18 protein-coding genes are annotated in these 23,778 nt (G+C 39.8%); 8 read left to right on the top strand and 10 right to left on the bottom strand.

What is annotated here, in order from left to right; all coding sequences use genetic code 11:
* Window positions 1-50: 50 nt before the first annotated feature.
* The 5 genes from DX009_RS11790 to DX009_RS11770 all read right to left on the bottom strand — a co-directional run bounded on the left by DX009_RS11790 (window position 51) and on the right by DX009_RS11770 (window position 3,476).
* On the bottom strand, window positions 51-572 hold the full coding sequence (locus DX009_RS11790) for a hypothetical protein (protein WP_006046004.1): 522 nt from the start codon (window positions 570-572) through the stop codon (window positions 51-53).
* 213 nt (window positions 573-785) lie between these two features.
* Complete coding sequence (gene ruvC / locus DX009_RS11785; RefSeq protein ID WP_006046002.1) at window positions 786-1,367, bottom strand: crossover junction endodeoxyribonuclease RuvC; 582 nt, start codon at window positions 1,365-1,367, stop codon at window positions 786-788.
* A 4-nt stretch (window positions 1,368-1,371) separates the two neighbouring features.
* Window positions 1,372-2,016, bottom strand: coding sequence for an MBL fold metallo-hydrolase (locus DX009_RS11780; RefSeq protein WP_006046001.1), 645 nt, complete (start codon window positions 2,014-2,016; stop codon window positions 1,372-1,374).
* A 54-nt stretch (window positions 2,017-2,070) separates the two neighbouring features.
* Entirely contained in the window at window positions 2,071-2,697 is a 627-nt protein-coding gene (rsmG, locus tag DX009_RS11775) for a 16S rRNA (guanine(527)-N(7))-methyltransferase RsmG (protein ID WP_115084220.1), read from the bottom strand.
* A 14-nt stretch (window positions 2,698-2,711) separates the two neighbouring features.
* Window positions 2,712-3,476, bottom strand: coding sequence for an RsiV family protein (locus DX009_RS11770; RefSeq protein WP_115084219.1), 765 nt, complete (start codon window positions 3,474-3,476; stop codon window positions 2,712-2,714).
* Between the two features lie 59 nt (window positions 3,477-3,535).
* Here DX009_RS11770 and DX009_RS11765 point away from each other — a divergent pair, with 59 nt between their 5' ends.
* From DX009_RS11765 to queG, 7 genes are all read left to right on the top strand, one after another.
* Entirely contained in the window at window positions 3,536-4,168 is a 633-nt protein-coding gene (locus tag DX009_RS11765; protein WP_181792370.1) for an HAD family hydrolase, read from the top strand.
* Between the two features lie 15 nt (window positions 4,169-4,183).
* Window positions 4,184-5,002 (top strand): 3-methyl-2-oxobutanoate hydroxymethyltransferase, encoded by an 819-nt coding sequence (panB, locus tag DX009_RS11760; RefSeq protein WP_115084217.1) that lies wholly within the window; start codon window positions 4,184-4,186, stop codon window positions 5,000-5,002.
* A gap of 2,340 nt (window positions 5,003-7,342) precedes the next feature.
* On the top strand, window positions 7,343-8,818 hold the full coding sequence (locus DX009_RS11750; protein ID WP_115084215.1) for a hypothetical protein: 1,476 nt from the start codon (window positions 7,343-7,345) through the stop codon (window positions 8,816-8,818).
* Between the two features lie 352 nt (window positions 8,819-9,170).
* Window positions 9,171-10,379: an SGNH/GDSL hydrolase family protein gene (locus DX009_RS11745; protein WP_115084214.1), complete on the top strand. Its 1,209-nt coding sequence runs from the start codon at window positions 9,171-9,173 to the stop codon at window positions 10,377-10,379.
* 1,325 nt (window positions 10,380-11,704) lie between these two features.
* Window positions 11,705-14,983, top strand: coding sequence for a protein O-mannosyl-transferase family (locus DX009_RS11740; RefSeq protein ID WP_115084213.1), 3,279 nt, complete (start codon window positions 11,705-11,707; stop codon window positions 14,981-14,983).
* Window positions 14,984-15,181: 198 nt separating this feature from the next.
* A complete protein-coding gene (locus DX009_RS11735) occupies window positions 15,182-15,802 on the top strand; it encodes a polysaccharide deacetylase family protein (RefSeq protein WP_006045989.1) in 621 nt (206 codons plus the stop codon).
* A complete protein-coding gene (gene queG, locus DX009_RS11730) occupies window positions 15,771-16,715 on the top strand; it encodes a tRNA epoxyqueuosine(34) reductase QueG (RefSeq protein WP_115084212.1) in 945 nt (314 codons plus the stop codon). The genes DX009_RS11735 and queG overlap by 32 nt, the downstream gene beginning before the upstream one ends.
* Before the next feature lie 1,036 nt (window positions 16,716-17,751).
* Here queG and DX009_RS11725 read toward each other — a convergent pair.
* On the bottom strand, window positions 17,752-18,057 hold the full coding sequence (locus DX009_RS11725; protein WP_410525575.1) for a hypothetical protein: 306 nt from the start codon (window positions 18,055-18,057) through the stop codon (window positions 17,752-17,754).
* Window positions 18,058-18,115: 58 nt separating this feature from the next.
* Here DX009_RS11725 and DX009_RS11720 point away from each other — a divergent pair, with 58 nt between their 5' ends.
* Window positions 18,116-19,033 carry an IS982 family transposase gene (locus DX009_RS11720; protein WP_115082805.1) on the top strand — a complete coding sequence of 306 codons (918 nt, stop codon included), beginning with the start codon at window positions 18,116-18,118 and terminating at the stop codon, window positions 19,031-19,033.
* 110 nt (window positions 19,034-19,143) lie between these two features.
* Here the strand turns inward: DX009_RS11720 and DX009_RS13755 are convergent, their stop codons facing one another.
* From DX009_RS13755 to DX009_RS11705, 4 genes are all read right to left on the bottom strand, one after another.
* Window positions 19,144-19,272: a hypothetical protein gene (locus DX009_RS13755; protein ID WP_262510435.1), complete on the bottom strand. Its 129-nt coding sequence runs from the start codon at window positions 19,270-19,272 to the stop codon at window positions 19,144-19,146.
* Between the two features lie 22 nt (window positions 19,273-19,294).
* Entirely contained in the window at window positions 19,295-19,771 is a 477-nt protein-coding gene (ribH, locus tag DX009_RS11715; protein ID WP_115084264.1) for a 6,7-dimethyl-8-ribityllumazine synthase, read from the bottom strand.
* Between the two features lie 13 nt (window positions 19,772-19,784).
* A complete protein-coding gene (locus DX009_RS11710; RefSeq protein ID WP_006045983.1) occupies window positions 19,785-20,459 on the bottom strand; it encodes a tetratricopeptide repeat protein in 675 nt (224 codons plus the stop codon).
* 196 nt (window positions 20,460-20,655) lie between these two features.
* Window positions 20,656-23,646 carry a thiol protease/hemagglutinin PrtT gene (locus DX009_RS11705; RefSeq protein WP_115084211.1) on the bottom strand — a complete coding sequence of 997 codons (2,991 nt, stop codon included), beginning with the start codon at window positions 23,644-23,646 and terminating at the stop codon, window positions 20,656-20,658.
* Window positions 23,647-23,778: the final 132 nt, after the last annotated feature.

Raw genomic sequence — 23,778 nt, 5'->3', positions numbered from 1 at the left:
ATAGTTGTATATTATAAGTCTTTAAATGTTTTGCTAATATACTTAAAGTATTACTTTAACTCTCTTTTCACCTCTTCGAGTGCAGCAATCCAATTGGTATCGAGGGAGAATTGCGTAGGATAATCCTCACGATTGTAGTATGCTAATACCACTTCATCGTCCTTATCGCCATACAATGGGTTGTTTATACTAGCATCGCGGAATATCTTTTTTATGCGGTTTTTGTCTTTATCGGTACCTGCTTTCGCATAATTCTTTAGATAAAGGTTCACGAAGTCGTACATATAATATGCCATTGAGTCTAACTGTGCATTCAGATGGGCTACTTCTTTACCCGTTAATTCCTTGTCGGAAACAGACAATGCTTCCAGCGTCTTGGTTTTTAAGTAAGATATTGCGTCTACTCTAAACGATGCTATCTTACGAATCTCGGTATCTTCAGACTTATCTGAAGCCACTTTATATGAACTTCTATAAATCTGGTCGTATACGCGTTGTGGTGTTTGAGCATAAGCAGTGGCTGTAAACAAGATGGCTACAAGTGCCATAGTTACCTTTTTTAAATTCATCATTGTTATTGAGTTTAATTGTTATCGTTATTGTTTAATACTATTTATTTTAACTATCTTATAATGTTTGTTCTTGCTTTCGCATCGTCTTAATTGCTATTCAACAATGTAGAAATAGTGTTATTTATATTTACTAATTATACCTATCTTTGTGCAAAAGTACAACTCTTATAACTTAAAACCGTACAAAACGCTTATTTTTTATAGAGTTTTATGTTATTTATTACTAATGCGCGACTTGTTTTTAAGTGCAAAATCTTTCCACGATCCATAGTGTTTAGCATCTGAATTAGGACGATTAGACTGCAGAAAGTGGCAATAGGCAGCACCCAGAGCATCGGTTGCGTCCATAAATTGTGGCATTTCGCTGTCTTGCAAGTGCAACAAACGTTGCAACATACCCGCAACTTGGTCTTTAGAAGCAGAACCATTGCCTGTTATTGCCATTTTTATTTTCAATGGAGCATATTCGTGTATGGGCACATCGCGTTGTATTGCGGCTGCAATAGCCACCCCTTGTGCTCGCCCTAACTTCAACATAGATTGTATGTTCTTACCAAAGAAGGGAGCTTCTATAGCCATTTCATCGGGTAAATAGGTTTCTATTATACTTGTAACGCGTTCAAAAACTTTACCTAAACGTAGATAAACGTCTTTCTCTCTGCGCATATCTATAACTCCCATCACCACCATTTCAGCCTTATTACCGTGTACACGGATAACGCCATAGCCCATAACATTAGTACCGGGGTCTATGCCTAATATGATTTTAGACGGATTTTGCTGCGCTGTTGTCATATTTCTATCTATCCATATACGGATTATGCGCCAGTTCGTAGCCCATTGTTGTTTGCTCTCCATGCCCTGGGTAAAGCACAGTATCGTCGGGAAGCTGCGATAACTCTCGTAAACTACTAATCAGCTGAAACATACTACCGCCCGCAAAGTCGGTTCTTCCTACACTACCACGGAAGAGAGTATCGCCTGTAAATGCCACTTTTTCGTCTTTACAATAGAATGTTACACCACCGGGGGTGTGTCCTGGGCACTCTATAACCGTTAGTTCGTGATGCCCAAACTTTATTATTTCGCCAGCGTTAAAGGTGTGTTCAACAGGTGGGAAGTCGTAGTTTAGCTGCATTCCAAACATATTTTGCGCCTGTTCTTTGAGCGAACGCAAAGCAGGAGCGTCTTTTTCAGACACCTCTGGCAACAGTCCGAACGTATCGTTAATGGTGTTTATGCCGAAATTATGGTCCAAATGTGCATGCGTTGTCAGCAAATGTACGGGTTTAAGATGGTTTTCTTTTATGAAATTCACTATTGTTTGGCGTTCTTCTTCATAGAAAGCACCACAGTCAATGATTACACATTCCAGACTGTCGTCCCATACTATATAGGTATTTTCTTCTATCATATTGAACACAAAACACTTTATCTGTATCATATAAATATTGTTTTTTGAGTGTTATAGTTTACTTTAATGCTTGTAATAAACATACTAAACACGAGGAACATATATCAAATTCTTCTCTTCGAACCACGCTTCTTCAAACCATTGCGATAGTTCTTCTTGAATAGCTACCTTTTTATAGGGTTTCAATTCCTCATCGAGTGTTCCTCCTTTCAGCACTATTACACCATTCTCCACCACATTATGGTTGTCTTTAGCAATGTTTTTGCGCACAATTTTCATCATGTCTGGTAGTGGCATCACGGCTCTCGACACAATAAAATCGAACTTTCCTTTCTCTTCTTCGCCTCTCTTGTGTTGCAAAAGCACATTTTCTAAGCCTATAGCATTGGCTATTTCAGTGGCAACTTTAATTTTTTTGCCTGTACCATCTATCATTTTGAAGTTTGCATTGGGAAACATTATTGCCAAAGGAATGCCTGGAAAACCACCACCAGTGCCAAAGTCGAGCACATTTGTGTCGTCTCTAAAATTTATAAACTTGGCAATTGCAAGTGAATGAAGCACATGGTGTTCGTATAAATTAGTTATATCTTTACGCGAAATAACATTTATTTTTGCATTCCACTCGGCATACAAATTGTACAAAGCGTTAAACTGCGCTTGCTGTTGAGCTGTTATTTGAGGAAAATATTTGGTTATAATGTCTGACATATCTATATTTTTCGTTAGTTTTCTATGGTTACTCGCACTTCGTTAGGATTAATTTCTCCTGGCGAATATATAAATGTTGTGGAATCGTCGTACAGAATAAAATTGGTTGAAGGATAGGGTTTTATCCCTACAAAGTAACCTTTGGCTTGCGCTTCAGACACATCGTCGTTATCCCAACCATTGTTTTTCGCCATTTGTTCCACTATTTTCTCCGCCAAAGTTGCTTTGTAATCGTCGCCAAAGGTCTCTTTCAGCGTTATTTGCCTACCAGTTTTTGGATCGATATTAAAGCAAAGCGAATATTTAGTGATTGTTTCGCCTGTCTTAATAGATATATTCGATATGTAAACCACATAGTTTTCCTTACCAGAAAGTATGCGCGTATCTATGTTAAGTGCCCAATCCAGCTGACTTGCAGCGTGTTCTCGGTCTTTTAACCAGCGTGCAAGGTCTAAATATTCCTTACCATAGTTCTGCACTAAACGTTCTATTACCTGCTGAGGTGTAAGTTTTTCGTAGCTTGTTGCAAAGTAATTGGGTTGCAAAGTGCCCATTCTAAGCAACGAATCGTTAGCTGTGGCATACTGTTTACCTTTTAAATACACATAGTTAATGTGTATTTTACACGCAGCATCTTTATTAAACCAAATAATAGTGTCTATTTTAACTGTACTGGTGGGTACAATTGCCTTTACTTTTGCTTGCTTCTTTGTACAACCTATAGCCATAAAGCAAGCCAATACAAAAACTAAAACTGCTGTAAATATATTCTTTACCATATCAATTGGCAAAGTTACAAAAAAACTTTCGTAACTTTGCACACGATAATAATAATATAATGAAAATGATAAAGGCGTGTCTTTTCGATTTAGATGGTGTGGTTTTCCATACCGAACCACTTTATACTGAGTTCTGGAAGAGTATATTTAACGAGTTTTATCCTACCGAACAAGGTTTAGAATTAAAGATTAAAGGACAGACTCTCGCCCAAATTTATAATCGTTATTTTGCTAAACAAGTCAATCAACAAGCGGAAATAACACGCCGACTGGACGCCTACGAACAACAAATGCCCTACACATTCGTAGATGGCTTTGTGGACTTTGTGCAACAGTTGAAGCAAAATGACATAAAAACCGCTATAGTAACAAGTTCCAATAAAGCTAAAATGGAAAATGTTTACCACCAACACCCCACATTTAAACAGCTTTTTAATGCTGTGTTTACAGCAGAAGACTTCCACGAAAGTAAACCTTCGCCCGATGGATATATCACTGCTGCACGTGCATTGGGTGTAGAACCAACTCAATGTGTAGTGTTTGAGGATAGCTTTAATGGGCTTCGTGCAGGTGTTGCGGCTAAGGCACGAGTTGTTGGATTGGCTACTACCAATTCGGTAGAAAGCATTAAAGAGTTTACAAAAGAAGTGATACCAAACTTCGTTGGCTATAAATTAACAGAACAGCAATAAAACATAAACAACGTAATGGGCTATTTATCAACAGATAAAAAGAAAATAACTGCAATAACACTTCGGCAGATGAAGAAGGCTGGAGAGAAGATTGCGCAGATTACTGCCTACGATTTTACGACAGCAAAAATATTTGATGAGGCTGGCATCGACAGCATATTGATTGGCGATTCGGCTTCGAACGTAATGTGCGGAAACGACAATACGTTGCCTATAACTATAGAAGAGATGATTTACCATGCCAAAGCTGTTGCCAAAGCGTGTACCCATGCCTTTGTAGTATGTGATATGCCGTTTGGTAGTTATCAGGTTAATAGAGATGAAGGTGTGCGCAATGCTATCCGTATAATGAAAGAAAGCGGCGTAGATGCGGTAAAATTAGAAGGCGGCAGCGAGGTTGTTGCCACCGTAAAAGCTATTATTGCGGCTGGAATACCAGTAGTAGGACATCTTGGTTTAACCCCGCAGAGCGTACATAAGTACGGTGGTTACGGCTTAAGAGCTAAGAACGAGGCGGAAGCAACCAAACTTTTGAACGATGCTAAACTATTAGACGAGGCTGGTGTGTGTGCTTTGGTGTTAGAGAAAGTACCACAAGCATTGGCTACCGAAGTGTCTAAGCAGATTAAAACTCCCACTATTGGAATTGGCGCAGGCAGTGGAACCGATGGGCAAGTGCTGGTTTATGCCGATGCAATGGGTATGACACAAGGTTTCAAACCTAAATTCTTACGTCAGTTTGCCAATATTAGAAAGTGTATGACCGATGGAATCGGCGATTATATGAAGTGTGTAAAAGCGCAAACATTCCCTAACAACGAGGAATCGTATTAGGAAAAACAACCTATCAGGGGGTACAATATACAGGGCTATATACGTGCGTTTTTAGATAAAAGAACATGATAAAAAGACACCCTAAAGCCACAAACAGCTTGCTATAACGTAGCACACAAATAGCAACAACGCAACACTCTCTTAGTCATATTGTTACTATCGTCTTACAATTACAGTAATTTTGCAATACTTCTTTAGACGTTTCTACAAATCGTACGGTTACTATCGTCTTACAAATACAGTAGTTTTGCAATACAATATCGGCATTTCTGCACTGTAAGTGTTGCGTATTTACGAAGTGTTCGCAACGTATTTTGTTGCGTGAATGTTACATTTTTATAATTCGTTCGCAATATTTTGACAGTCTGTAAGCTGCTGTAGGGACCGATTTATCGTGCCCACATATCTATATACACCCACGAAATGCGGAACGAAAATGCGTGTACGATGACGAATATATGCGTATCCGATGATGTGAATATATATATTCGGTGAAATGAAAATGTGTATTCGATAAAACGAAAATGCGGGCGTGGAAACAAAAATGTGTTAGTATGGTTAAACGAAAATATGAGTACGATGAATCGGCTCCTACGGCTGGCGGAGTGTTCGTTGTGTATTTCGTTGGTATCTATGGTCTATTTGGAGAGTAAAAACTCCCTTTTCGCAATACAAGAGGGAGGCTTTTTCTGTTTCCACTCTTAGGAATATCATAGATACTGAGTACATTTTAGCAAACGCGAAACCCTAAATACATCTTAGTTCATATTGCTTTTAGTTTTTATAAAAGCTCGCAACTGTTATTATCTCCCCCTACAATTGATACACCATATATACAAAAAGGACTCGCTTGCTTCACAGCCTACGAGCCCCGTTGAACCAAAAATATAATCTGAATTTATACCTATGAAAAACTATTTACATGAAGTATTCTAAATGTTTCATTTACTTTTCTATCTTCTTTAAGCAAAATAACTTGTTAATAATTATCATGAAAAAAACCTATCTACCTAATAACTAAATTTCTTTATCTTAGTCTTTCTGTGTGCAAAGATACGCACGAACATCGAAATAACCTATATACAATTATCTATTTTCGCATATTTTTATATGCAATCGTTTGCAAATTAAAATATGAAAGCAATATTAACGTAATTCAAAAGGAAGATGCTTACAACTTAAAACAATTAGTAAGAGAATACAAAATGGTACAAACAATATTTCTATATTTATGCAAACACTGTTTATTTAACCTTACATCATATATCAAATATATACAAAACACAATGGCAAGATTGCCGTTTTAGGCTATTGTATACCATTTTTATGAATTTATTATAAGTTCTTTCATATTCCTTATTTATATCTATAAAAATACTGATGTATTTTACGAAGATACAAAAACCCACTTTTTGCAGGTCAAAAAGGTGGTTTTTGTAAGCCAAAAAGGTAGTTTTTGCACGCCAAAAACCATACTTTTGCAACGCAAAAACCATACTTTTACACGGCGAATATGTAACACACAGATAACGAACACGTTGCGAACATTACATAAATGTGTTTCAAACGGATTGCAAATGCATGTCGAATATAGATATGCGGGCACGATAAATCTGTCCCTACAGCTGCTAACAGCCTGCCATTTCGCTGCGAACGGATTGTTAATAATGCAACGAACACCCACGAAATAACCACGAAACACTCCGTAAACACCCAACATTCACCCAACGAAACACACAATGAACAATCCGCAAATATACCACTCCCACCAATGAAATACGCAACGAACACCCCGTAAGGCGTAGGGGCCGATTCATCGCGCCCGTATTCTGACATAAACAAATACACATATCCATTTCACCGCACACGTGTTTCCGTTCGTCATTTTATGGGTGTCTTCCGATATGCGGGCGCGATAAATCTGCCCCTACAGCTGCTGACAGCCTGCCAATAATGTTGCTGACGGATTGCAACAACACAACATTCAAAAAACAAAAACCATACTTTTACAATGTAAAAACCATACTTTTGAAAAACAGAAACCACACTACAGTAAAGTCATCGCTAAAAGAAACATAAACAATAGCCAATATTTAGAAAAATGAAAGTAGTATAAAATTTTTGTGAAAAATATTAGGTTGTATCATAATTTTTACTTAAATTTGCTGCATAAATCTACTAAATAAAAGAAAAAAGCAAAAGAACCAAACAACCGTGTTATACCCACTATCACCTAAATCGGGTACAGACAACACTGGAAAGCCTATAAGCTAACCAACGCCCAAGCCTCCGACACGGCGTTACTCCACAAGAGTTTCAACAGGGAAGGCATACAACAGTATGGAGAATTATCTACTAACGAGAACCAAAAACACAACCATTGTTATTGCGATAGTTGCTTTGTTAGCTCTCGCACAGCAGCTAAAGGCACAAACTAAGTATGATTTCGCCATTGCAGGCACGTGGGTTACATCAGAAAACTGTAACGATTTAACCGTTATACCTGGTGTAGAAGGTAGTGTTAAATACGATGCAGAAAACAAAACCCTATTTCTGAAGAACGCAAAAATAGACGGAGGAAATGCCAATGCTATCTATTCTACCCTCGAAGGACTAACCATTAGGGTGGCAGGAAAGAATCAAATGCGGTCAGACTTTACCTCTACCATACAGTTTACACAGCCTATGCAAATTGCAGGAAGTGGTACATTAAACGTGGAAAATATGCAAGGCGATGCCATTTATGCCAATGCTACCAGCTTAATAATAGATGCATGCACATTGAACGCACGAGGATTAAACTACGGAATAGTGGGCGAAGATGGTAAAAACAACGAAAAACTAACCATAAAATATGCCACCGTAACAGCCGAAGGTAAGAATATTGCCTCGATAGGGTGCTTTAAATATCTTACACTAATGGGGTGCAAAATAAGTCAGCCTACGGATGCTGACTTCGATGAAGAGCTTGGAGGAATAGGCAAAGACGGCAAACTGCTAAAAGAACCTATAACCATTACACCCACAACATACCAAATATGGATTGCAGGAAAGCTTATAACACTGGACAATTGCAACGACCTTACAACTATTCCAGGTGTAGAAGGCACCGTAAAGTTCGACCCTGCAACACGCATACTTACATTAGAGAATGCCAATATAAGCACAAACGCACACTATGGAATACTAAATTTCATGGACAACGTAACTATTCAGCTCGTTGGAACTAACAATATTACGGCCCAACTAAGTAATACTATATATAACAACGACGACTGTTCGCTGAGCGTCGTTGGACCAAATGCTACCCTAAACCTACACGGTGCCATTGAAGCAAAGGACAAAGCGAGTCGTCAAGCATTCCAAAATCACGGCTCAGTAACCATTAGTCAGTGCACCATAGAGGCAAATGCGGGTATCAATGGCTTCTCTTTCGGCGAATGGAAGTTCGACCGTTGTAACATCAAAGTAAAGGGAAACGGCGATGATAAATATCCGTTTGCAGGCAGTATGGCATACTTTACACGCATACCACTATTGGAAGGCTGCGCTCTAAAGGTACCTACTGGCACGCATTGGAAGGAATTTACCGACCAATATGGTACGTGCTACTCGCTCGTAGATGGTTCGGAGAAAACCATAACAGACTGGATTACTATCACAACCGACCCTGCTTACATTGACAAACACACCATTCGGACTACCAAAACCACACAAAACATCTACTCTATTGGTGGTGCACGCCTTTCAACCGAACTCAATCGGCTACCAAAAGGCCTATACATCGTAAACGGAAGGATAGTAGCAAAGCCATAATCTGCTTAGAAACGGAGTGCATTGCGGGCACTCCTGCTACTTCTTTCCTATTCTTAAGAATTCTAAAAAGGTTCAATATACTTAATTTTTTCATTGTTTTAGATAAGAGTATCTATCTATGTGGCTAGGGAGTGCAAGTGGTTTGTACTCCCTTCGTTGTATATTATAGTGGGCTAAAAAGCATTTGTGCACTGCTTAAAACCAAATTACGAATTAGAGTTGTGCCTTATTTTGTTTTATTATTGAACAGCCAATTGAGGTTAAAACCCTTCTTTTAATAATGCAAACTCTACACGCATCTGAATTTATTTCGTAACTTTGTCGGCATCAAAACAATAAACTATTCAGAATTATGTATACACGCAACTTTCTAACAGCACTATTGTTGCTATTTGGTATTGCCACATTCGCACAACAAGAACACTGGGTTGGCACATGGGCTTGTGCCCCACAAACAGTAGATAAAAGGTTTATGCCCTACAACAACCAGATGAATAACAGAGCTGTAAGGCAGATTGTGAAAGTGAGTATAGGTGGAAAAACAATACGATTGAAGCTAAGTAACGAACTGTCTACTACACCCGTAGAAATAGAGAGCGTATATATTGCACAAGCAGAAAACGGTTCGGACATACGCAAAGGCAAGGTTAGCTATCTTAAGTTCAGTGGTAAAGACGGTGTAACCCTACCAGCAGGAAAAGCAATATACTCTGATGAATTGCAGTTCGAACTACAACCGCTAAGCAAAATAGCCATTACCATAAACTATATAAAGGCTCCTAAACAACCAACAGTGCACATGGGGTCGCGCACAACAAGCTATATTCTGAAAGGAAAAGCCAATGCCGACACCAGTTTTCGCACAGCTTTCAAAGAAGAACACTGGTTTAACATTGCAGGAATAGAGGTGCTTAGCAACACAGCAACAGCCATTGCCATACTCGGCAACAGCATTACAGATGGCAAAGCAAGCACAAACAATGCACAAAACCGATGGCCCGACTTCTTCTCGGCTGCCATTAACACACCCGAAAAAGCCGAAACAGGAGTGCTAAATTTGGGTATTGGCGACAACAGAATACTGTCTGTTGGCTTAGGAACACCCGGAAAAGAACGCTTCGACCGTGATATTCTTGGACAACACGGACTACATTCTGTTATAATATTCGAGGCAATAAACGACATTGGTACTTCTAAAAATCCAGAAGAAACGGCACGTCAGCTGATAGAAGCATATAAAGAAATGACGAAAAAAGCACATGCGCACGGGCTAAAAGTATATATGGGCACCATAACACCCTTTGAAGGGTGCAAAAGTTACTACAACGAAGCACGCGAAAAGGCACGACAAACCGTGAACGAATGGATAAGAACAACACACGAAACCGATGGTTTCATAGACTTCGATGAGCTTATGCGCAACCCACAACACCCCAAACAGTTACGCAAAGAGTGGCAAAGTGGCGACTGGTTGCACCCTAACCCAGAAGGATACAAGGCTATGGGCGAGCATGCAGCAAAGGTTTTGGCACATGAAATAAACAGTACAACCACCCTGTAAGGCACATTAAACGTGAGCCATACACAACAAAACTACCCCCTGTGTGGCACCATAACTTTTTAAAATATATAGAAGCTGTAACCATCTAAATATTAACCACTTACCAAAAACCCCCTTTTTGTGTTGCAAAAGATGGGTTTTTGCACGATAAAAACCCTATTTTTGCATTGCAAAAGTGGGGTTTTTGCAATGTCAAAACCCCACTTTCGTTTTTCTTCGGCACTATTCTTACAAAACGCACTCCATCATCTTGCAAAACAGAAGTCCTGCCCCACTATTCAAATAAACCATAAATACACAAACAATACGCCACAAATGGGCTGCCAAAATATTACAAACAAATTATAATAATGCAACATTCACGCAACGAAATACACAACGAACAATCCGACAGGCGTAGGGGCAAATTCATCGTGCCCGTATTTCTACATTATCAAATATGTATATTCGTTTCATAAAATACGTACATTTGTTCCATCGAACACGCATTTTCATACCATATTTCGTGGGTGTATACGGATATGCGGGCACGATAAATCGGCCCCTACGGCTGCTTACAAACTGCCAAAATATTGCGAACAAATTGGAATAACGCAACATTCACACAACGAAACACACAACGAACAATCCGCAAATACACAACTCCCACCAACGAAACTCGCAACGAACACCCCGTCAGGCGTAGGGGCAAATTCATCGCGCCCGTATCCTTACATTATCAAATATGTATATTCGTTTCATAAAATACGTACATTTGTTCCATCGTACACGCATTTTCATACCACATTTCGTGGATGTATACGAATATGTGGGCACGATAAATCGGCCCCTACAGCTGCTTACAAACTGCCAAAATATTGCGAACAAATTGGAATAACGCAATATTCACGCAACGAAATACACAACGAACAATCCGCAAATACACCACATTCACCAAAGAAACACACAACGAACAATCCGCAAATACACAACTCCCACCAACGAAACTCGCAACGAACACCCCGTCAGGCGTAGGGGCAAATTCATCGCGCCCGTATCCTTACATTATCAAATATGTATATTCGTTTCATAGAATACGTACATTTGTTCCATCGTACATACATTTTCGTCCCCCATTGTGGGTATAATTTCCAATACTCTAATATTCTATTTGAATTCAAAAAGAACGATTTAACAACTTTAACTTATTTTTATAAGACCTTTAAAATATACTGAAATAAAAGTATTACCTTTGTACCCTACTTTGCATAAGTGGGTAAACTGCTTTTTATAAGCAGGCTAACAAGTAGCTAAAAGTAATTTACACATTATTATATATATAATAAATGAAAAAGTTTAGACTAGTGGACAACACGCTGGGGTGGCTTGCTTTCTTGATAGCTGCCTTTGTTTACTGTTCCACAATTGAGCCAACGGCAAGCTTTTGGGATTGTCCCGAGTTCATAACAATAGGCGATAAGCTCGAAATAGGACACCCTCCCGGGGCACCATTCTTTGCCCTTACCGCCAATCTTTTCTCGCATTTTGCAAGCGATGCTACCCAAGTGGCACGCATGGTGAATACTATGAGTGCGCTATTATCGGCAACTTGTATTATGTTTTTATTCTGGACTATCTCCCATCTAGCCCGTAAACTCATCATAAAAGACGGTGAAGACATTTCGTTAGGCAAGATAATTGCCATTGAAGGGGCTGCTATGGTGGGCGCATTGATATACACCTTCAGCGACACTTTCTGGTTTTCGGCTGTCGAAGGCGAGGTTTACGCCTACTCATCGGCATTCACCGCAGTAGTGTTCTGGCTGATTTTGAAGTGGGAGGACAATGCCGACAAGCCGCACGCAGACCGTTGGTTGGTGCTAATTGCCTATATGACAGGTCTTTCTATTGGTGTCCACCTGCTCAACTTACTATGTATTCCAGCCATCGTACTGGTTTATTACTATAAGCGTGTGCCCGATGCCAACCTCAAAGGGTCGCTTGTAGCTCTCACAATATCAATTGTTTTGGTAGCCGCTGTGCTATATGGCGTGGTGCCAGGCATTATTACTGTGGGCGGATTTTTCGAGCTTTTGTTCACCAATACACTCGGAATGCCGTTCAACACAGGTACCATTCTATATATCTTACTACTCATAGGAAGCTTCATTTGGGCAATTGCCGAAACATATAAGGACAGCAATCTACGCCGACAGAACATTGCATTCTTAACGGCTTTCGCCCTTATTGGTATTCCATTCGTAGGCTACGGTTGGTCTGCATTCATTGTTGGAGCCATAATCTTAGTGGCTTTCTACTTCGTTCTGAATATGAAACGCAACAAAGAATTGCTTATTTCGGCTCGCTTAAAGAACACCGCACTGCTCTGTATGCTTATGATGATAATAGGATATTCATCATACGCAGAGATAGTAATACGTTCAACAGCTAACCCTCCTATGGATCAGAACTCGCCAGAAGATATCTTTACGCTTGGAAACTACCTTGCACGCGACCAGTATGGCGACCATCCACTACTCTACGGACAGGCTTATACCAGTGAACCAAAGGTAGCAGAGGACGGTAGACACTACGAAATTAAACAGGGCAAACCAGTTTACGAACGTAAAGAAAAGGCATCGCCAAACGAACCAGATGCATATTTCTTGGTGCGAAACAAAACTTCTCAGGTGTTCGAACAGAATATGTTCTTCCCTCGTATGTGGGATAATGCACACGCACAAGACTACGAACAGATTATGGGAGGCATTGAAGGACACGACGTTGACGGCGTTAAGATGCCTACACAGATGGAAAACATACGCTTCTTCCTATCTTATCAGTGCAACTTTATGTACTGGAGATACTTCCTTTGGAACTTTGCTGGACGCCAAAACGACGTACAAGGATACGGAGAACCCGAACATGGAAATTGGATTACAGGTATCTCTTTCATCGATAATATGCTATATGGCGATCAAAACTTGCTGCCCGATGAGCTAAAAACAAACAAAGGACACAATGTTTTCTATTGTTTGCCACTCTTACTTGGTATATTTGGTCTGTTTTGGCAGGCATGGAGAGGACGCAGAGGTATACAACAATTCTGGGTAATCTTCTTCCTTTTCTTCATGACGGGACTAGCAATCATCATCTATCTTAACCAAACGCCAGGACAACCGCGTGAACGCGACTATTCGTATGCAGGCTCTTTCTACGCTTATGCTATATGGTGTGGACTCGGAGTTCTAGCCATTTACGACCGATTAAAGAAGCTAAAGCTGTCTGGAACAGCCGCTGCAGCCATTGCATCAATAGCATCTATCATCGTACCAATACAGATGGCATCGCAGACTTGGGACGATCACGATCGCTCAAATCGATACACTTGTCGCGACTTTGGACAGAACTACCTGAACTCTATGCAGGAAAAGGGCTATCCAATTGTATTCACCAATGGCGACAACGACACCTTCCCACTATGGTATAATCAAGATGTTGAAGGCGTACGCACCGATACTCGTGTATGCAACTTGTCGTATTTGCAAACTGATTGGTATATCGACCAGATGCGCCGACCTGCTTATACATCGCCAAGTGTACCTATAAAATGGAACCGACTCGACTATATAAGTGGTACAAACGAGGCTATTCCAGTGAGACCAAACCTAAAACAGCAAGTTCTGGATATGTATAAAGAGAATCCAGAAGAGGCTCGGAAGCAGTTCGGAGAAGACCCATTCGAGCTGAAAAACATACTAAAATATTGGGTACGCGCTAAGGATTCGCAGTTCCATGTCATACCTACCGATACCTTATATATGACTATTGATAAGGCAGCAGTACGCCGAAGTGGTATGATGATGCCTACCGATAGCATTCCAGACCGTATGGTTATCTCGCTCGCAGGTAAAGAAGAGCTCTTTAAAAACGATATTATGATGCTCGAAATGATAGCCAATTGCAACTGGACTCGTCCACTTTATGTGGCTATTACTGTGGGTAGTGAGAACTTTATGAACCTCGGTGACAACTTTATACAGGAAGGATTGCTGAACCGTATTACACCTTTCAACACACGAAAAGGAGGTAGTTTCGACACTGAAAAGACCTATAACCTTGTAATGAATAAGTTCCGATGGGGAGGAGTGGCTACTAAAGGTATCTATCTTGACGAAACTGTAATGCGAATGTGCTATACACACCGTCGTGAAATGGCACAATTGGCAATGAATTTAATATTGGAAGGCAAGAAAGATAAGGCACTGAAAGTGCTCGAAAAAGCCGAAAAGGTGTTGCCAACTTATAATCTTCCACTTTCATTCTCGTATGTAAAGGGTGGTCCAATAATAGCCGATGCCTACTATATGTTAGGAAAGAAGGCTAAGGCAGAGGCAATGTATAACGAAATGTGGAAGACTTCTGCGCAGTACATTCGCTACTATCTCAACCTGTCAGAGCGGTTATTCAATATCAGTATGAGCTCTTGCGCAATGCATTTGCAGATATTATACCAATATATAGACGCAAACAAGCAGAACAATCCACGCTGGGCGGAAGCTCATAACGCTGAGTTTATGGGTATGTTAAAGGCTTACGAGGCACGCGGAGGCAAGATGCAATAAGTAAAAGAGGCGGATTTTTATCCGCCTCTACCTATTTATAACATAACCAATCTATGAGATGAAATAAGTTAAAGCATATTTCTCATTATAGATTTGTATATGTATAAAGCAATAAAAGTAATTCTCTCGTGCTCAAAACACGAAGATTTTAATACTCATATAAATGTTTAATAGAACACAAAGAGTATACTTTGACGTATGTTTATAGAACAACCTGCACGCTGGATACGGTGGCTTTACCCACACGCATTGTGGCGAATGTCGCCCGATGACCATTCCGTTTATCTCACATTCGACGATGGTCCAATACCCGAAGCTACACCTTTCATTCTCGATACACTCGATAAATATGGGGCAAAAGCTACCTTTTTTATGGTAGGAGACAACGTTAGGAAGTATCCAGAACTATACGAAGAGGTGGTACGAAGAGGACATTTGGTGGGCAATCATACCTATCACCATCTCGGTTCGTTTAAACATTTCACGCTAACTTATGCTGTTGATGTTACCGAAGCCAATGCTCTTATCAAGTCTAAATACTTTCGTCCACCACATGGGTGGCTTCGTCATAGCGTCTATTGGTGGGTAAAGCAAAAGTACAGAGTGGTTATGTGGGACCTTGTAACACGCGATTATTCTAAATGGCTTACGGGACACGATGTTCTTCGTAACGTTCGTAGGTATGCACGCAATGGTTCTATCATTACGTTTCACGACTCATTGAAGAGCATCGACAAGCTTCATTATGCCTTGCCACGTGCTTTAGAGTGGCTAAAACACGAAGGATATGAGTTTAAAATATTCGAGGAAGGAGATTAAAGCTGAGGCTAAAAGTCTCGGCTTTTTTGCTTGTGGCATTGTACAAGCTATGCCTGTAGATGCTGAAACAGCCGCTGCTGTGCGCCAGTGGATAAGCAAAGGCAGTCAAGCCACTATGGATTATATGGCAAACTACACCGAAAAACGACTTAACCCCTGCTTACTTGTACCGGGAACAAAGACTATTGTTTCACTCGCAATGAACTATGCACCTGCAAAAACTATGGCTGCTACAGAGTTTCAGCTTGCTGCATACGCCTACGGACAAGACTATCACGATGTAATGAAGACAAAGTTGCGACAGCTTGCTACTATTATCGCAAATAAATTTGATACTGACGAGGTTGAAAAACCAACAGGCGAAATACGCATTTTCGTTGATACAGCTCCCGTTTTGGAACGTTATTGGGCACAAAAAGCTGGTTTAGGGTGGATAGGAAAGAACCATCAGCTCATTATTCCTAAGGCTGGTTCAATGTTTTTCCTGGGAGAAATATTCTTACCATACGAGTTTGACAGCTACGATGTGCCTATGCCGAACCGCTGTGGTAGATGTAAACGTTGTATAAATGCCTGTCCCACGTGTGCAATATGCGAGGGAAAGAACTTTGAAAGTGAGCGTTGTTTATCGTATCAGCTAATAGAAAACCGTGGCGAACTATCGAAACAAGCAAAACAAACAATGGGAACAACCATCTATGGGTGCGACCGTTGCCAAACCGCATGCCCTTGGAACAAGTTTGCTACACCCAATACTACACCCGAATTCCAACCTAAATCTGAGTTACTTGCTATGACAAAAGCCGATTGGCACAACCTTACCATCGAACAATATCGCGCACTTTTCAAAGGCTCGGCTGTAAAACGCGTCAAATTCGACGGTTTAAAACGCAACATTTCTGCAACAGAATAAAGTTCAGGAAAGGGCTAAAAACCATAGAATATCCTAAGTTCATAACTACGAACCACACTTTTTGGGTCTACAAAAACTACCTTTTTGACCTGCAAAAACCACCTTTTTGGTCTGCAAAAAACACTCTTTTTAAATTACAAAAACCACTCTTTTGAATTGCAAAAACTACCTTTTTGAATTGCAAAAATGGGGTTTTACATTGCGAAAGTATGGGTTTTGTTTTTTTAATGTTGTGTTGTTGCAATCCGTCAGCAACATTATTGGCAGGCGGTTAGCAGCTGTAGGAGGCGATTTATTGCGCCCGCATATCGGAATACACCCACAAAATGACGAACGGAAACACGTATACGGTGAAATGGATACACGTATATAATAATGTGGAAATGCGTATTCGGTGAAATTGATATGTGTATTTGTTTATGTCAGAATACGGGCGCGATGAATCGGTCCCCTACGCCTGGCGGAGTGTTTCGTGGTTATTTCGTGGGTGAATGTTGGGTGTTTACAGAGTGTTTCGTGGTTATTTCGTAGGTGAATGTTGGGTGTTTACGGAGTGTCTCGTGGTTATTTCGTGGGTGTTCGTTGCATTATTAACAATCCGTTCGCAGCGAAATGGCAGGCTGTTAGCAGCCGTAGGGGCCGATTTATCGTGCCCGTGTATACGTGCTCGCCACACATTCGTAAAACGTTGGGGCACATTTGCAATCCGTTTGAAACACATTTATGTAATGTTCGCAACGTGTTCGTTATCTGTGTGTTACATATTCGCCGTGTAAAAGTATGGTTTTTGCGTTGTAAAAGTATGGGTTTTAGTATGCAAAAACCACACTTTTAGCTTGCAAAAACTACCTTTTTAAATATCGAAAGTATGCCTTTTGCATTTCAAAGTAAGAACCTTTGATAACAAAATAAAATATTTTAGAAACATAAACAAATGCTTTTCACACTACATAACAAAGCAAATATGCACAAAAAAAGGTACTCCGAACAAAGCAGAATACCTTCTAATAATATGGAAAATTCTTTAAAGTTCCAATTAACGACATATAAAGTTGAAATCGGAATCGAACTGTTTGGGGTGCCGCCCTATAAGAACGGTATTCAATAAACAGTTAGCAACAATCTCTTCTTTACTTAAATCAACCTTCGGATCTATACGTACATCTTTCCCTAACAATACCTCCCATGGTCCGTTAAAGTTACTATCATCGGCACCAAAGAACATTTCGTTCGAGTCAGGATCCTCCATTAACTGGTAATGAATGTACTTTTTCGATGGAACAGGAGTGATATTTAATAACCTGAACTCGGGATAAGAATAATACTCAAAAAAGTTGGTAATCTCGTTATATTTTTGTAACTTTATAGTTGAAAATCAATAACTTACAATTAATATAGCGATGATTACCAAAGACAAAATTACCGAAATCTTTTGTATTGCAGATGACTTTTGCAAAGAATTTGAGTCAGAAATTGATAAAATAGGGCTTCCTAATGATACCAAGTGTAAGCATCGCCTTCGTAAATGGCGTATGAGCAAGTCAGAAATCATAACCATAATGATCTGTTTTCATTTTAATTCTTATCGTAACTTTCAACATTATTATATGTTCTTTATCAAGGAGCATCTTGCAGATATGTTTCCTCATCTGTTATCCTATAATCGTTTTTTGGAGCTTGAAGCTAGAGTTTCGGTAGAAATGATGATGTTCTTGCAAATATGTTGTTTTGGCAGATGTACTGGTATTAGCTTTATTGACTCTACCTGTATCCCAGTCTGCCATAATAAACGTATTTACCGCAATAAGGTTTTTAAGGATTATGCTACCAGAGGCAAAAGCACAATGGGTTGGTATTTTGGATTTAAACTGCACCTTATATGCAATGAACGAGGGGAAATTCTCAACTTTATGCTTACCAAAGCCAATGTAGATGATAGAGATGAGAATGTCTTTAATAGGCTGACTGATAATGTTTTTGGAAAATTATTTGCCGATAAAGGATACATCTCTAAGGGACTATTTGAAAAATTATTCAATGATGGCATTAACTTGGTAACAGGTATAAGAAGTAATATGAAAAACAAGTTAATCCCAATATATGATAGACTGCTTTTAAGAAAAAGATCTGTAATTGAAACTATCAATGACGAACTGAAAAATGTAGCACAATTGGTCCACTCTAGACATAGAAGTGTACTTAATTTTGCTATGAATGTATTATCAGCAATGGCTGCATATAGCTTCTTTGAAAAGAAACCTGAAGTCAATTTAGATTTCTGCATAGAACAACACAACGGTCAACTTTCTTTGTTCTAAAAAAACAGTTTGTTTTTGATAAAAAGGAGTAGCCTCAATCTAAGACGATTGAGGCTAAATGGGTTTTAGGATAAATAAATTAGAGTAATAAAAAGAAACTTATCCCGAGTTCAGGTTAATAGCAATTCATAGGCATTCTGGAAAGCATTACGCTGATGGCGTGCCTTTGGAAACATTAATCCGATGTATGGAAATATCTCTTCGAACTCGTAAGCTTGGAAGTATTCTTTTAGTTTCATCGTACTATTGCCTATCTTAAACTTAGAACTTAGCCATTTTTATAGCTACAATTGCACATTCATCGCCCTTATTTCCAAGCTTTCCACCACTTCTATCCTTAGCTTGTTGTAGGTCGTTTGTTGTAAGTAGACCATACACTATAGGTATTTCTGCCGTAGCATTGAGGCGTGAAATGCCATAAGTTACTCCCTGGCAGATATAGTCGAAGTGTGGAGTTTCGCCTCTAATAACGCTCCCAAGTATGATAATAGCATCATAACCTCCGTTTAGCGTCATCTGGTGAGCACCATAAACCAATTCGAAACTACCTGGAACAGTCTTCACATGTATATTTTCAGGAATGGCACCATGCTTCTCCAGCGTTCTAACAGCACCATCAAGGAGTGCTCCAGTGATATCTGGATTCCATTCAGACACTATTATTCCGAAGCACATATTACTTGCATCGGGGACTGAAGCGAGGTTGTAGTCAGATAAATTGTGTAATGCTGTAGACATTTCTGGGTAGAAATTAGTTGCTTGCACGCTCAATGTACTTATCAATATCCTGATACATTGGAGACGTTACATACTTTGTTTTAATTTCTTGATATAGTTTTAGGGCATCGGCTTTCTTGCCTTCGCTTTCTAAAATGATACCTGCCTTTCTCAATGCCAATGGTGCTATGCTGATATTAACACCTTCAAAGCCTTTTGCATTTGCCATATCGGCAGCCTTTTTAAAGCTTTCTACTGCCTTATCGTTCTGGTTATTGTTGGCATAAATATCTCCAAGAGCCATCTGAGAGGCAGGACTAATAATCTGATCGTTAGATGTTGAGAACTTCTGAACGTACTCTAAGGCTTTCGCCCAATTGGGTTTTTCTTGGTGAGCATAGCATAATCCGACATAAAGATTAGCAAGATTGCCTGCATCGGTACTACTATAATCGCTTTGAACCTTCTGAAAAGCCTTGAGAGCTTGGTCGTATTGCTGTGCTTGGAAGAGCTTTTGAGCTTGTGCTAACTCGGTACTTGCATCTTCTTCCTGTGGTTCTACGATGAAAGTTCTATATAAGAAGAACCCAGCAACTACTACAAGGACTGCTACTATAGCAATGATTGCGGTTTTTCCGTGCCTCATAAAGAAGGCTTCCGACTTGTTGAGGGTGTCTTCGTATGTGCCCTCTGCTTTTTTGTTTACCATGTTTGTTTATATTATTTTATTATTTTCGCTTTGTCGTTGCAACACTATTGATTGCTAAAAGTTGATATAACGTGGCAAAATTACGTATTTTCTTGCATATATTGAAATATATTTCGTTTTTTTTTAAGGTTGATATTAAAAAGAGCGCCCTTCTATTTTAGGACGCCCTTTTATATTGTTTAATATGCAATATTCCTTATTTTACTGCTATTTTCTTTGTTATTATTCCGTTAGTTGTTGCTATTCGCACTACATAGATGCCATTTTGTATGGGCAAGTTAATGGTATTTGCAATGTTAGATGTGCCGAATAGCTTTCTGCCAGCTATGCTATAGACATCTATACGACATACTTTCTGTGTATTGTTAATGCAAATTGTGTTGCCGTTTATAGTGCAATCTAGTTCTGTTTCGTTGGTTTGAACATTTTTTACACCTGCTTTTGTATCTATATAAACTATTTGTGTGTTGTTGCCAGCAAGGGGAACTTCTTGTCCATACGCCTTTCCTTTGGGGCGATATTCGGCATAAAGCAGATACGTACCGGGCTTTAATGCAGCATCGGGAGTTAGTGCGAAGGTGTATTCTGCGCTTTTTCCTTCGTCTAAACTTATTGTTTTCATAAACGCTAACATACCTCCTGTGCGAGTAAGAGGGCGCAAACGTACATAAAGAGGTACTCCCTTCACTGTTTTTCGTGCTGTTATTTTAATCTTAAAGTTGTCTGTTCGCTTTCCATTTTCTAAGTCTGTGGTTGGAATTGTGAACTCTGTGCATGCTATTTCTATAGCTTCGTTGTCGAGAACCTCTAGTGTATATTCTTTCTTTTTGCCTCCCATAGGTGTTTCTACACCGTTTACCACATAGTAAGGGACTAGCAAATACTTACCTGGAGCTAAGTCTAAACGAGACGAATATACCCCTTTTGCCAGTTCCATCTTCTTATAATTAGCTTCTTTAGTCTGCACAATATCGTACATTTTACTATGGTCGGCAACGTCTATTGCCTTCATTAGCAATGCCGAAGTGCCTGCTGCACCGTAGTTTTGTGCGTTTTGCAGAATGGCAATAATATCTCCTTGCTTTACAGCTGCGTTATTTTCTTTATTGCTACTGCTTATCCATAGCATCTCACCGTCCTGATAGAACACTGGAGTTGTTACCTCTTCGCGTACCTCTAGTATATTTTCTTCGCTAAAACCAGGTACGAATGGGTAGTTCTCCCACATTGCAATTCGTTCTCTGTAGCGTTGTTTCTCTTCTTCGGTAGCATCGTCTTTAGGTTTAGAAACATTCACATTCTTTTCGAAAGCCGATACTTTGTATTTACCAGAAGGCATATCTTCTGGTAGTTCGCATAGCAATTGTATTGTTTTTTCGCTATTATCGTAAACCTGATGGAATGTTTTTTTATCGTCTTCGTGCACGTAATAAACTTTCGAATCGTTGTTTACGTCTGTGAATTTGAGCCATATATGGTTGAGAATAAAGTCGTTGCTATTATTCTTTAGCACTAGTGTGAACTTACCAGAACCTTTTGCGTGCAATTCGTTTTCTGCCGTAATAGGTTTCACAAGTGTTACATTTGGCACAGGTTCGTTTTGTTTTACGCTCACAATAGTGTTGTTCTTCACTGTTGCTGCAGCATAATTTGGCAGGTTGTTAGGGCAAAGCACCAACTGCCAATCGTTACTATTGTCGGCTTTAACGGCAAATTGTATGCTGTAATCGCTACCATCTGGCACATTATTTTCTATGTTTTTATGTATCCAATTACTAATGTAGTAGCCTGTAGTATAGAGATTTCCGTCTAGCTTTACGGCATCAAACACTTTGTCGTCTTGCTTTAAAATGGCTTTTACTTCTTTATTTTTATCCAACAAAACAAGTGCAACTTTCCCTGTAAACTTATCGCAATCGTGGCTATCAATGCGTTGCATTCCAAGTATTTGCCCTTCTGCTTCAACCACAGATAGTCTGCTCGAACCAAAAATAGCCCATTGTTTTTTGCCAGGATTGGCACTATCGAGAGGCTTTATACCCGTAATTATTTCTTGCTGAAGGTTATATCCGCCGCCATTAGCTCCAATTCCGAGTGCATAGGGTTCGAGAGCGTTCACTCTAAAGTATCCGTTACTCTTGCCATACCAGCCCCAATTAAAGTGGAAATAGTCTTCGCTGTCGTATCCATCGCACACAAAAGCGTGTCCGCCTTTACCATCTTCGTTCGAAGCTGAGTAGAAAACGGGACGTCCTGCATCTAGTTCTGTCTTTATCATAGCTATCCATTGCGGTGTAGAATAGTACTCGCGCTTTTTATAGGCTATACCTGTGTCGTATCCAAAGTGGTTTACCATTGCGCCAGTAACGGCTTGCGAGTAGGCTCCAGCCTCACCACTGGGCATAAAAGACATGTGTACGCTAAATGCTGCAAGGCTGCTTAGTGTGGCAACCATATTATTTTCGGTTTCATCGGCATTATCAATCTCTAACCGTTCGGGCATTTTTGTCCAATCGAAGGTGGCTGATGCAAAATCTACAATGTGTTTTTTACCAAGATTGTCGGTGTAAGTCATATTGCCAGTTCCCTGCATTGGCCATTTATAGTAGCGCATAATTTGTGCCATTGCGGTAGCTACACACCCCACATAATATCGTTCTTTTGGGTTGTTTTCGGTTGCTTTGCGTTCTGGCATCTTGTTAAAGAATGGTGCATCTTGCCCCCATTGAATGTTTTTTAGTAGTGGTTTCACCTTCACTTCGCCGTGTGGTGCCACTCGTTCGTCTTCTTTTACGAAGTCGGTAGAGCCTGTACGCTGTTGGTTTTCAATGGTACGTGCAAACATTTGCATCATAGTTACAACGTTATCGGGTGCTCCTTCCAAATCGAAGGTACCATTATCGCTATATCCTATGATGTTTCCGATGGCGTCATCGCCCGATACAATAACAAATCCGCCGTTGTTTTCTACATTATAAATATAGAAAGGTGCATACGAAGGTGTGGTGGGTGTACTGGGCAACAACCTTTTTGGCAGTGCCATTAGGGTTGTTTTAACATTCCGTTGAAGTTTTTTTGCAAAGAAGTTTTGTGCTATGCGTTGTGCCTCTGTCCGTGAAATTCGTTCGGCAAAGGCAGGTATTGCGAGTATCGCAAATAGCAGCAAAAGATTTAAACTACGTTTCATGCTTTTAAATTTAGTTGTAACTATTTGGTTTTATGATAACTATTGTGAATTGATAAGAGCTTTAAGTCAGTCTGTTTTGCATTGTGTTTAGGGTTGTTTTAGCTCTTTTCTCGTTCGTTAAAGCGTGCGTTC

This window comes from Prevotella pallens (genome assembly GCF_900454935.1).
In the GTDB taxonomy this organism is placed as follows: domain Bacteria; phylum Bacteroidota; class Bacteroidia; order Bacteroidales; family Bacteroidaceae; genus Prevotella; species Prevotella pallens.
This window is presented reverse-complemented; position numbering and strand designations above follow the sequence as displayed.

Excerpts from the sequence above, each read along its gene's own strand:
- DX009_RS11745 (WP_115084214.1), top strand. The coding sequence starts at position 9,171 with ATGTATACACGCAACTTTCTAACAGCACTATTGTTGCTATTTGGTATT.
- ruvC (WP_006046002.1), bottom strand. The coding sequence starts at position 1,367 with ATGACAACAGCGCAGCAAAATCCGTCTAAAATCATATTAGGCATAGAC.
- DX009_RS11750 (WP_115084215.1), top strand. The coding sequence starts at position 7,343 with ATGGAGAATTATCTACTAACGAGAACCAAAAACACAACCATTGTTATT.
- DX009_RS11720 (WP_115082805.1), top strand. The coding sequence starts at position 18,116 with ATGATTACCAAAGACAAAATTACCGAAATCTTTTGTATTGCAGATGAC.
- queG (WP_115084212.1), top strand. The coding sequence starts at position 15,771 with ATGAGTTTAAAATATTCGAGGAAGGAGATTAAAGCTGAGGCTAAAAGT.
- panB (WP_115084217.1), top strand. The coding sequence starts at position 4,184 with ATGGGCTATTTATCAACAGATAAAAAGAAAATAACTGCAATAACACTT.
- DX009_RS11705 (WP_115084211.1), bottom strand. The coding sequence starts at position 23,646 with ATGAAACGTAGTTTAAATCTTTTGCTGCTATTTGCGATACTCGCAATA.
- DX009_RS11765 (WP_181792370.1), top strand. The coding sequence starts at position 3,536 with ATGAAAATGATAAAGGCGTGTCTTTTCGATTTAGATGGTGTGGTTTTC.
- DX009_RS11780 (WP_006046001.1), bottom strand. The coding sequence starts at position 2,016 with ATGATACAGATAAAGTGTTTTGTGTTCAATATGATAGAAGAAAATACC.
- ribH (WP_115084264.1), bottom strand. The coding sequence starts at position 19,771 with ATGTCTACAGCATTACACAATTTATCTGACTACAACCTCGCTTCAGTC.
- DX009_RS11710 (WP_006045983.1), bottom strand. The coding sequence starts at position 20,459 with ATGGTAAACAAAAAAGCAGAGGGCACATACGAAGACACCCTCAACAAG.
- rsmG (WP_115084220.1), bottom strand. The coding sequence starts at position 2,697 with ATGTCAGACATTATAACCAAATATTTTCCTCAAATAACAGCTCAACAG.
- DX009_RS11740 (WP_115084213.1), top strand. The coding sequence starts at position 11,705 with ATGAAAAAGTTTAGACTAGTGGACAACACGCTGGGGTGGCTTGCTTTC.
- DX009_RS13755 (WP_262510435.1), bottom strand. The coding sequence starts at position 19,272 with ATGAAACTAAAAGAATACTTCCAAGCTTACGAGTTCGAAGAGATATTT.
- DX009_RS11770 (WP_115084219.1), bottom strand. The coding sequence starts at position 3,476 with ATGGTAAAGAATATATTTACAGCAGTTTTAGTTTTTGTATTGGCTTGC.
- DX009_RS11790 (WP_006046004.1), bottom strand. The coding sequence starts at position 572 with ATGATGAATTTAAAAAAGGTAACTATGGCACTTGTAGCCATCTTGTTT.
- DX009_RS11735 (WP_006045989.1), top strand. The coding sequence starts at position 15,182 with ATGTTTATAGAACAACCTGCACGCTGGATACGGTGGCTTTACCCACAC.